General features: G+C 74.6%; 1 pseudogene. It reads right to left on the bottom strand.

Going from position 1 to position 11,763, the window contains the following annotated elements:
• A pseudogene (locus ACY1JF_RS31220) lies at positions 1-11,753 on the bottom strand (hypothetical protein); the annotation flags it as partial.
• Positions 11,754-11,763 lie beyond the last annotated feature (10 nt).

The raw sequence follows: 11,763 nt of genomic DNA, 5'->3' as shown, positions 1-11,763 counted from the left end.
TCGTGGGGGCCGCGGGGGGCGTGGGAGGTCGGGTTGGCGTCCGCGCCCGCGTCCGTGCCCGTAGTCGTGCCGGTGCCGGTGCCGGTGCCGGTGCCGGTGCCGGTGGTCGTGGGTGTGGTGAGGGGGCCCGCGTCGCTCGCGGTGTAGTGGTTGAGGCCCCAGTAGTGCACCTCCAGGACCCGGCCGGTGGTGGGTGAGCCGACGCGGGTCACGGTGCCGACGCCGGTCGCGGGGTCGGGGCGCAGCACCTCCACCGTCACGTCCAGGGTGTCGGCGAGCAACGGCAGGAACATCTCGCCCCGGTCGCTGTTCCAGGACTGCGACCAGTTCCGTACCGCGCTCAGCGCGTGCGCCGCTTCGCCGTCGGTGAACGGGCGGGTGCTCTCGACGTAGGCCGAGTCGATCACGTTGCGGAGCCGGCCGTCGGTCAGCCCGTTCAGCGCGGGCAGCCGGCCGGTGTCCCGCAGGAACCGGAACATCGCCGGGGCGCCGGGGTCGGCCGGGGCGTCCGTCACGCCCTCCGCCACCAGCGCCGCCTCGTAGAGGTCCCGCAGGTCGTCGTTGATGTCCTCGGGACGCCCCACCCGGTCGATGCCGTACTGCTCGGCGGTGGCCAGGAGCCGGCTCCGGTTCATGCCGGCCGTGGCGGCGGTGAAGCGCGGCACCAGCGTCTGCCGCACCTGGCCCACCACATCGGGCGGCAACGGGCGTCCGCCGCCCTGGGCGTCGAGCAGCCGGCGTTCCGCCGCGGCCCGCAGGTGGTCGGCGGCGACCAGCAAGTGGGTGCGGGCCTGCCGCGCGGCGGGGGAGGTGTCACCCGCGCTGACCCGTGCGAGGTCGGCGCGCACGGCGTCCGGCCGGCCCAGCCAGGCGTACGTCGCCGGGGCCTGGGTGCTCAGGCCCGGCAGCCGGTCACGCACCCGCTCCGGGTCGGTGCCTATGAAGGTGTAGAGGATGCAGCGGCCGTCGGTGGGCGTGTCGACGGTGTTGCCGCGTGCCGGGCGCACCTGGAAGGGCTCGGACAACGGCGGTGGCGGTGGCGGCGTGCCCTCGGTGCCCGTGCCCGTGCCCGTGGCCGGGGCGCCGTCGAGGTCGGTCGCCTTGCCCTTGCCCTTGTCAGCGCCCTCGCCGGTGCTGTCGTCGGTGCCGGCCTCGGCCGTGTCCTTGCCGGTTGCCTCGGCCGCGTCCTTACCGGTGTCCTCGCCCGGCTTCTTGCCGGTGTCCTTGCCGGTGCTCTCCGAGTCGTCGTCGGCCGGCGGGGCGGGCTTCGGCGGGGCGGGAGCCGTCGTGTCGGGCACCGTGAGGGCGGTGCCGGTGTCGGAGTGGCCGTCACCGTCGTCGGACCGCGCGTCCGTGGAGACGGAGGACTCGTCGCTGTCGGTGGCGTCGCCGCCCTCGCTCACGGGCACCGGGGTGTTGCCGGTGGAGGGGCCCGCCGCACGGGGCAGGCCCGAACCGGGCCGGCGCGGCGGGGTGGTGGCCAGCGTGGTGTGCGACCCGGGCAGCGCCGAGGGGCCAGAGGCCAGGACCGGAACGGCCGTACCCGGCAGCGCGGTCTCCGCCGCCGCGCGTCGGGCCGCGGCGTCGTCGCGCCGGCCGAGGGCACCGTCCAGCCCGGTGTCGATCTCCTCGAGCCGCTGTGCGGCCCGGTCGTGCGATTCCTGCGCGTCCTGCTGGACCAGGGCCGAGGCGTCCGCCTGGTCGCGTGCCGTGCCGGCGGCGGAGCGCAGATCGAGCGCCGTGGCCCGGAGTTCCGGGCGCCGCGCCCGCGCCTGCTCCAGCGCCGCCTGGTCCCGGACGAGTGCGTTCTCGGCCAGTTGGAGCGCCGCCCGGTCCCGCGCCAGCTTCTCGCGTACGTCGTCCAGTTCGGAAGTCAGCCGGTCGACCTCGGCGGCGGCGTCGTCGATCCGTGCGGCGAGGGCGGGGTCGACGGCGGGGCCGGCCGGGGCGGAGGTCCCGTCCACCGGGGCCGCCGAGGCCGTACCGGTGGCTGTGTCAGCCGGTGTGTCCGTGGCCGTGCCAGCCGGCGTACCGGTGGTCGTCGTGGTGTCGCTCGGGGCCGGTGCGGAGGCGCCGTCCGGGCCGGCCGCGGCGGTGGCCGCGGCCCGGTCGGTGAGGCCGGCGAGGTGGTCGCGGGCCGCTCCCAGCTCCCCGTGCAGCCGCGTCTCCCGGCGCTCACCCCTGGTGACGGCGTCGCCGAGGGCGTCGACGGTGCCGCGAGCGCCGGCGATGTCCGAGACCAGCGTGGTGATACGGCCGTCGAGGTCGCTGACGTCCCGCTCGGCCCGGTCCGCCGCCCGCTCGGCGGCGGTGGCCGCCGAGTCGGCCTTGACGGCGGCGGCGTGCGCGTCGTTCAGGGCGGTGACCGCTTCCGCCAGCGCCTGCGCCGCCTCCGGCCGCAGGTCCCGCAGTTCGCGTTCGTCGGCGAGCGCCTGCTCGTGGTCGGCCGTGGCCCGGTCGAGGTCGGCGGCGACGGCCTCGAAGCCGGTCCAGGCCGCGTCGAGGGCCGGGTCGCCGGTGCCCGTCGGGGCGGGCCCCGCGGGCGTGCCGCCCATGCCCGGCGTCGGGGTGGCGGTGAGGGTGCCGTCCGGGTCGAACGACCAGATGCGCAGCCCCTCCGGACCGCGCGTGACCAGCTCCACCGGGTGGCCGGTAAGCCGTGCCGCACGCGAGGACCCGTACAGGGCGAGGGCCAGCCGGGAGCCGTCCGGGTCGGTGCCGGTGGCCAGCCAGAACTGGTAGCCGTCGTCGGCCGGGTCGACTCCGGCGACCAGGGCCGACGGCACGTCGTGCACCGGCGTCGACGCCCACTGCGCCGGTCCGGCGCCGGTGTGCGCGTCCAGCAGCGCCGGCAGGTCGTACACCCGGGGGCGGGGACGCGGCACGGTGATGCCGTGGCCCAGCGCGTCGCGCTCCTCGACGCGGAGGGTGGCGGTGCCGGTGACGTGCCGCACGCCGTCGGGCCCGGAGACCTCGACGTGCACGTCGGCGCGGACCTCGTAGCTGCGGGTGCCGCGTCCCCCGTCGGCCGGGAGGCTGGTGCTGCCGGTCTTCAGCCAGTCCCGGCGCGTACCGGACACGTTGCTGCCGAAGGTGCTCGCGTCCACCGGCCGTTGCAGCACCGGCGGGGTGGCGCCGAGCAGGTTGCGGTCGGGGTCGTCGGCGCTCAGCACGAACGGCAGGGACAGCCCGGCGGTGGTGTCGCCGCCGGAGACGGTGCTGTTGCTGTCCAGGGTGACGCGCAGCCGGTCCATGGCCACGTCGCCGCCGTCGGTGACCGGCCTCGGCCGGTACAGCGACACCGTCAGGGTGGGCCGCTTTGGGCCGTCCGACAACGGGAACGCGCCCGGCACCGACGGCAGCATGCCGCCGGCCTGGCGCGGGGTGTCCAGCGTGACGGAACCGGCCTGGAGGAGCTCGCCGAGCCGGACCGAGGCGTTCTCGTCGGACTGGGAGGCGGCCACCGCGCGCCAGCCGCTGCCGGTCGCCGGGGCCACCTGGTCGAGCGCCGTGTAGAGCTGGTCCCAGGCGTCGAAGCCGTACACCGGCACGTTCTCGGTCGGGTGGAACAGGTCCGCGTCATCCAGCGGGGAACGGCCGTTGTACGACAGCCGGGGGTCGACGGACGACACCGAGGCGGGGACCGGGGCCCGGCCGTCGGCGGCGGGTTCGGCGCTCTCGCTGCCGGTGAAGCGCACGCTGACCAGGGCCGGGACCCGGGCCTGGGCACCGAGCTCGCCGGACAGGGTACGGCTCAGCCAGCTCCGGGTCGCGGCGTCGGCGTCGTCCCAGGTGACGACCCCGCGCTGGATCATCGCGCCGAGCACGTTGGGCGGCCAGTCCGTGACGTACGTGGAGCGGACCGTGGCGGTGAACTCGTACGCGAGGTCGTCGAAGTCGGCGGCGCTGTCGGTGCGCAGCCAGTACCGGTCCTCGGCGGTGCGGCCCCGCTTGTCGACCTTGCTGGAGGCCGACGCCACCTGGACGGAGGGACCGAGCCGGTCGGTGCGGTCGTCCATGTCGGGGCGGGTGAAGCGGGCCACGGGGTTGGCGGTGAAGCGGTGCTGCCGGCCCGTCGTGCTCGTCGTCGTCCGGCCCGCCGCCGTGTGCGAACCCCACTGCTCGATGCCGGACTTGTCGCCCGGCACCGCGGTGCCGCGCCGTGCGGCCCGGTCGGCGACGCTGGTCGTGGGGCGGGCCGAGAGCGTGACCTCGATCAGGGACGCCCCGCCGAACCGGTGGTGCCGGAAGCTGAACCGGACCTCCCGGCCGCCGCGTCCGATCAGCGCCCGCTTGCCGGAGACGCTGGTGTGGTCGGCGATCAGGGTGGCGACACCGGGCAGGTAGGAGGCGTGGCCGGGGGTGGTGACGCCGGGCGCGAAGCGGTCGACGAGCTGCCGCACCTCGCCGTGCAGCCGGCCGCGCTGCTCGGGCGGGGCGGTGCTGTTCGGCGTGCCTGTGCTGTTCGGCGTACCGGTCGCGTCGGCCGTGCCGGCCGTGCCGGTCGTGCCGGTTCCGGTGGTGGCGGTGGTTCCGGTGGTGGTGGCGGTGGCGGTCGTGCCGTCCGTGGCGGCCGGGGCCAGTTCGGTGACCGAGGTGACCGTGGCCAGGCCGAGCGTGCCGTCCCGGACGTACCGGCTGGGCAGCGGCGGACTCTCCCGGTCGGCGGGCGGCACGTCGGCGGGCAGCCCCTCGACGCCGCCCATCCAGCGCCGGTCACGCCGCAGCTGGCTCTCGGTCATCAGGAACTGCAGGCCGCGCGGCACGTCCACGGCGAGCGTGACGGCCGGCGAGGGGCCGTAGCCGACGGTGTTGGCGAAGACGTTGCGGTGCCCGGAGCGGACGGTGATCAGATAGGTGACGTCGGCCGTGACCCGGTGCTGGAGGCCGGACTGGGTGGGGACGCGGTTGGTCGCCGTCGTACTGGTCAGGGTGTCCGACTTGTCCGTCTTGCGGTCGTACTGGTAGCGCCCGGACGGGGTGAAGCGGGACGGCCTGCGGGCTTCGGGGCCGGCGGGCTGCGCCGTGGAGGAGCCGCCGTCCGGGGTCGGCTCCGGGTCGGTGACGGGGGTGGCGGGCGACGACGGGTTGTTCTGCGTCAGCGTGCCGGCCAGACCGAACCCGTGGATCTTGGAGAAGCCCTTGGACTGCTGCGTCGAGTCGGCGGCGGAGATGCCCGTCTCCAGGTACTGGTTGACGCTCTGCGCCAGCCGGGGCGTGTGGGCGACGGCCTGGACCTCCACCGCGAGCTGCCCGTCCGCGCCGAGACCGGGCAGCGTCAGCCCCTCCACCACGTAGGTGCCGCCGAAGATCTGGTGTCCCCGGGCCACCAGTGACCCGGGGGACAGCGCCGTCGTACGGGACTCGGCGGCCACCGTGGTGCTGTCGTGGGGCGCGTTGCCGGTCAGCGAGCTGCCCAGGAAGCCGGTGAACCGGGTGAACAGGGAGGAGACCGTACCGGGCGCGGGGGTGGGCACGGCGGCCGTTGACGCCGAGGTGTCCGTCGTCGCGTCGGGGAGGTCGCCGGTGACGATCCGTTCGAAGGCGTCCTGGAGCGCCGCCGAGCCGCGCACCACGTCGATCAGGGCGTCGTCCGGTATGCGCACCACGTCGGGGCGCGGCCGGCCGGAGGGGTCGGTCAGGGCGAGCCGGTCGGTGTCCAGCGTGGTCACCGGCCGCACGGTGTGCGACGCGCCGACGGGCGGCGGCTCCTCGGCGGGCACGGTCCGGTGGTGCGGCACGGCCAGCCGGACGGTGCCCCGTACGCCGTGCGGCGCGGGGTCCGGGCCGGCCTCCAGGTCGGCGGGGCCGTGCGGCGCGGGCGCCGGGGACGCGAAGCGGACCAGCGGGTCGGGACCGGCGCCCCGGTACAGGTCGAGGGTGAGCCGGGCCGGCACCGCGAACTCGTGGGTGTCCTGCCCGGTGCCGATGAAGAACTGGTCGTGGCCGACCGTGGTGACCGTCGTGTTCCCGAGCGAGCCCTGCCCGGTCCACTGGTAGTCGCCGCTGCCGCTCAGGGTCCAGTGCGCGTGCGGTGTGGGAACGCTGGGCCCGCCGCCGAAGCCGGCGCCTCCGCCGTAGGTGTTGCCGAGCCGGGCGTTGCCGCCGCCCGCCGCCTGCGCCACGCCCTCCACCTGGATGCCGGGGAGCACCCTGGAGTGCCGTACCGGCCGCTCCGGGTCCCGGGTCGCCCCCAGCACCAGCCGCACCCGCTGCCGCCCCGTCACCGAGGGAACCTCCAGGAACAGCGAGTGCCCGCCGTCCAGCACGGAGTCGGTCGCGGCCCGCAGCCCGAGCTGGGAGCGCAGCTCGGCGAGGCGCCGCAGGTTGTTCAGCTGCGCCTGCACCAGCGTCTCGTCGGGCAGCCTGCCCCGGCTCGGCGCGGTCGACGGCGGCGGCAGGAAGCCGTTGTCGCGCAGCCAGGTCTCCGCCTCGTCGAACAGCGTGTCCGCGCCGTCCACCCCGAGCGGCGCGACGGACTGCCCCACCGACTCCAGCGTCGCCAGCTCCTGCGGCAGCCCGCGGACCTCCTCCTCGGCCGGGGTGTGCCCCCGGGCGTCGTCCGCGCTGAGCATCCGCAGGTCCAGACCGTGCCGCCAGTTCCCCGGCGCGTAGGCGGACTCGCTGCCGTCGGGCCGGATCAGGGTGAGGGTGTACGAGACGTCCGCCTCGGTCAGCAGGTGGCTGCGGTTGGTGCGCACCGCGTGCATGGTGGCCGCCAGCGAACTGGTGCCGAACGCGTTCTGCGCCCCGAGCTGGCCGGTGAACCGGCCGGAGAGGCTGCCGCCCAGGTTGCCGGTGGCGTCCGGGTGACCCTTCGCCAGGTCAGCGGTGAAGGACGGGCCCAGACTGCCGGTGACGCTCACCCCGCTGTTGAACGACGTGTTCTGGTCGTTCTTGACCGTGTTGACGAGGTGGCTCTCCAGGTTGATCTTTCCGGCGATGCTCTTGGCCACCGGGGTGACCGGCGTGACCCGGGCGTCCAGCCGCACCATGCCGACGGCCCGGCCGTGCGCGTCGGTGAGCACCGGCGAGTACAGCCCGCCGTCGCGCTGCATCGGCAGCGTGCCGCGCAGCACCGGCTCGGAGAGGAAGTCGGCGAGCTGGGCCGACGCCGTGGGGTCGAGGTCGGCACGGAAGTGCTCGGCGGCGCCCTCGTACAGCCGCCGCGGGTTCAGCACCGAGTCCACGCCGTAGATCGGCAGGTCGTCGAGGGCGGCCGGGGCGGGCAGCTCCTCGGTGGGGTCGGCGTCGGCGTCCACCAGGTGCTGCGGGAACCAGATCGTCACCGGTCCGTGCTGCTGCGCGGGACGCCAGTCCGTGGCGGGGTCGGGGGTTGCGCCGGGAGCGGGCGGATCCACGCGCACCTGCCAGTTGCCGGTGAAGTCGTAGGCCCGGGACGGCTCGTTGCTGCGTTGCGCGCTGGTGGTCTGCACGACCTGGGTGACGGTGGTGGAGCCGTCCGCCTGGTTGTGGGTGAGCGCCGCGGACAGGCCCATGTCCACCGAACGCACCGGGCCCGCCGCCTCGATGGGCACCGAGCCGGTCCACGGCACCGGGATGGTCGAGTACGTCCCGGACGGCTGCGCCGAGACGATCTCCCGGGTGCCCTGTCCGCGCCGCTCCACGTGCTTGTCGGGGTCGCCGGTGTCGAGCGAACCCTGCCGGGCGGACGGCCGGGCCCCGTCCAGGGCCAGCCGTACGTCGACGTCCCGGTCGGCGCCGTTCACCCGCAGGGTGACGCGGTGGCCGCCCGCGCTGCGCAGGTAGGGCAGGTGGAGCGCCATCTGCTCCGCGGACAGCACGTCCCGCAGCTGGGTGAGGACCGGGTCGTCGTCGCGCGGGGCGGGCCGGCCCAGCGCGGTGATGACCTGCCGGTGCACCGCGTCCACGACGTCCGGCGTGAACGGCTCCACGTGCACCAGACCCACCTGGCCGTCGTGCCGCCGCCCGTAGCCGCCGAGGTAGGAGGGGCGCGGGCCGCCGCCCGCGGGGGGTTCGGGCGGCGGTGCGGTGTCGCCCTCGGGGGAGGTGACGGTGAGGACCGGCACCTGCGGCGCCGGGGCGTCGGAGGCCGTGGCGGCGGAGGAGAGGGGTGGCTCGCCCGTGGGGTCCGGCGCCGGGAGATCGGTGGGGGTGGGAAGGGTGTCCGGGAGCGGCGTGGACGTCGTCGTCACGGGGACCAGGGGGATCGCGTCCGGGTCGGCGGTGACGTCGGTGGGCGGGGCGGCCGGGACGACCGGCGCGGGCGGGTCGGCGCCGTGCCGCGCGGCGACCGGGACGGGCGCGGGGGTGTCGCGACGGCCGCCGCCGGGGCGGTCGTCGGCGGGGTCGCCCACCAGGGCGCCGACGAGCTGGAGGTGGCGGGGCCGCAGCCCGCCGGGCTGGTACGTCGCCCCCGGCTCGGGGACGACGGAGCCGGTGACGGCGGAGTGGTCGCCCATGAGGCTGTCGGTGCCGGCCCGCTGGGGCGCCGCGGGGTCGAGGCCGCTCTCGTCGCGCAGGCCGAGCTGGTGGCCTATCTCGTGGGCGAGGTCGGAGTCGGAGATGTCGGCGGGCCACGAGTGGTGGGTGGCGGGCACGCCGTCCGCCGGGTCGGTGAGGGTGACGTCGAGGTGTGCTCTCTCGCCGGGTGCGGCGGGGACGACGGTGACGTGCAGCCGGCTGCCGTCGGGCAGCAGGTGGCCGGGGGCGTTGAAGACCCGCTCGACTCCGGTCCCGAGCCGCCGCAGCACCCCGTCGACCTGCGGCCCGAGCTGGGGGTCGCCGGTGACGCGGTAGGTGACGGTGAGGTCGGTGACGGGTTGTCCGTCGTGCGTGAAGCGCCGCACGTCGAAGGAGGAACGCACCACGTACTGGGTGGCCTTGCCGTCCGGGCCGACGGGCTGGGAGACGGGGTCGACCCAGGTGTGGTTCCGCGTGGTCGGCACGGCACCGGCCCGCGCCTCGGCGAAACCGCCGGTCTGGGGAGCGGGGGCCTGGGGAACGGGGGCCGGCACCGGGAGCGGGGTCAGGTCCACGGCGGCGTCCGGGAGCGGGGACGGGGCGGAATCCGGTTTCGGGAGGCCGGAGGAGGTCACGGGCGGGGTGACGACGTCCATGAGGTCGTCGTCCATGTCCGGCACGGTCATCTCGGTGCCGTCCGAGGCGACGCTCTGCCTGTCCCAGAGGTCGCTCGGGTCGGTGACGACGCTGTCGCCGTCGTCGTCTGTGTATGTGCCGGTGCCGGTGCCGGTGCCGGTGCCGGTGTCGCTGTAGGTGTCCGGATCGGGGGTGGACTGGCCGCCGCTGCCGGTGGTCGTCGTCCCCGCCGGACCGGAAGTGACGGAGGGGAGCGGGGGGGCCGTGAGGTCGGTCCCGTGCGGCTGCTGCTGGACGGTGCCGACCGGTGTCGGGGCGTCGCCGGTCGTGCTCGTGGTCGGCGGCGGCTGGGTGGCCGGACCGGTGTCCGTGCCGTCGGCGGCGCCGTCGGAGATGGCGGTGACGTCACCGTCGGCGTCCTGCGGCGAGGACTGCTGTTCCGTCGTGTCGGCGTCCTGGGCGTCGCCGTTCTCCCCCTGCGGCTGGGATGCGGTGCTGCCGGGCCGGGGGGAGCCACCGGTGGCTGTCGGGTTCCCGCCGGGGGTGGGGCCGTTGCTGCTGGTCGTCGGGGTCCCGCCCCGCGCGGTGTTTCCACTCGTCGCGGTGTTTCCGCCGGTGGTCGCATTGGTGCCGGTGGTCGTATCGACGCCGGTAGCCGGATTTCCGCTGGTCTCCGTGTTCCCGTCGGTGGTGGTGATTCCGTCGGGTGCGAGGTTTGCGCTGTCCTCCGTGTCTCCGTCGGTGGTGGTGATTCCGCCGGTCTCCGTGTTCCTGCCGGGGGTGGGGCCGTTGCTGCTGGTCGTCGGGGTCCCGCCCCTCGCGGTGTTCCCACTCGTTGCGGTGTTTCCGCCGGTGGTCGCATTGGTGCCGGTAGTCGTATCGACGCCGGTAGCCGGATTTCCGCTGGTCTCCGTGTTCCCGTCGGTGGTGGTGATTCCGTCGGGTGCGAGGTTTGCGCTGTCCTCCGTGTCTCCGGCGGTGGTGGTGATTCCGCCGGCCACCGTGTCGCCACCGGTCGCCGTGGTGTTCCCGGCAGCAGTGCCCCCGCCGGACGTACCGGACACCAGGGCATCGGTGGCCGGGCTCTGGGTGCGGATGCCCCCCGGGCCCGGGGTGAGGCCGCTGGCCGGGACGTTCGAGATGTCCGGGATGTTGCTCTTGACGTCGAGGTCGTCGATGTCGACGTCGATGTCGAGGCCGTTGGTGTCGACGTCGACGTCGATGTCGAGGCCGTTGGTGTCGAGGCCGGTCAGGCCGACGTCGAGTGGGTCGTTGCCGCTGGTTCCACCCCCGGTCAAGTCCGAGTCCAGGTCGGAGGACTGGGTCGGGGGCCGGTCCGCGCCGCCCTGCCCGTCGCGGTCGCCACCGGACGTGGAGGTCACCGGCCCTGGGGTCGGGCTCGGCCCGGACGTGCCGGTGCCCGTGCCGCCGTCGCCGGAGTGGGAGGTGTCGTCGGACGAGGAGGAGTCGTCCCGCGTCGTGTCCGGCGGGGCCGACGAGTTCACCACCGGTGGCCTGTTGATGTTGAACTTGTTGCCGAACGCCGCCGCGCCCTGTTCCAGATGCCGTTCGCTGACCGCGCTCAGCCCGCCGCCCAGGAACGTCATCGGACCGTCGGTGGGGAAGTGGAAGATGGCCGCCGTGGCCAGCTCGCCCAGCGCCTCCGCGCCTCCCTCGGTCAGGAAGCGCTGGATGTCCTCCCCGAGTTCGTGCCTGAACCGGTCACCCGGGCTCGGGTTCGGGGTGGGCGTGGGAGTAGGCGTGGGCGTGGGCGTGGGCTTCGGCGTGGGCGTGGGCTTCGGCGTGGGAGTAGGCGTGGGCGTGGGAGTCGGATCCGGATTCGGATTCGGCCTGGGGTTCGGCTTGGGGTTCGGGGTGTTGTTCAGCAGATGGTCGTCGAACTTGTCGTCGAACTTGTTGCCGTTGCCGTCGATGTCCTTGAAGGGGTTGTTCCGGCTGTCCCAGATGTTCTTGAAGTTGTTCTTCAGGCCGTTGGCGATGTCGTTCAGGACCCCGTGGAACAGACCGGTGAACGCGCCGAAGACACCGGACTGCACGATCTGCGACCAGTCGAAGCCGTCCGGCCGACGCCCGTTGGGCGCGCCCAGCATCATCGCCAGGCGCACCGCGAACGTCATGAACGCCTCTTCGATCGCCTCCGAGAGCGTCGGCAGCAGATGCGTGCGCTTCATCAGCCAGTCCAGCAGCGTCAGGACCGCCACCCGGCTGCGCGCCTTGGCCACCGCCGCCTGGCTGGCCGCCGACCCGCCCGTGAAGATGGACAGCGCCATGATGATGGCCAGCTCGATCAGCAACCGGACCAGCTCGGCGATGATCTGCCACTTCGCCTCCATGATGTCCATGGAGGACTGGGTGCGGGCCTTCTCCAGGTCATCGAGCTGGTCGGAGAAGTCCTTCAGGTAGTTCGTGCCGCCGTTGTCCAGGAACAGGTGCATGGCCCGCACGTACTGGTTGCCCACCTGCGGCGGCAGCGAGCGCCCGACCCCGCCCGCGGTCTGCTCGATCAGGTCCGACAGCTCCCGCACCCGCTGCGACAGCCGCCCGTAGGGCTTGCCGTTGGCGTACGCCTTGTCCTCGTCGGCCTGCAGCATTTTCTCGCCGATCAGCACGAACAGCAGATTGTTCAGCTGCGGCGAGACCTGGATGCTCATCGGGCGCCGT

The organism is Streptomyces sp. SYSU D01066-1, from assembly GCF_054956795.1.
This window is presented reverse-complemented; position numbering and strand designations above follow the sequence as displayed.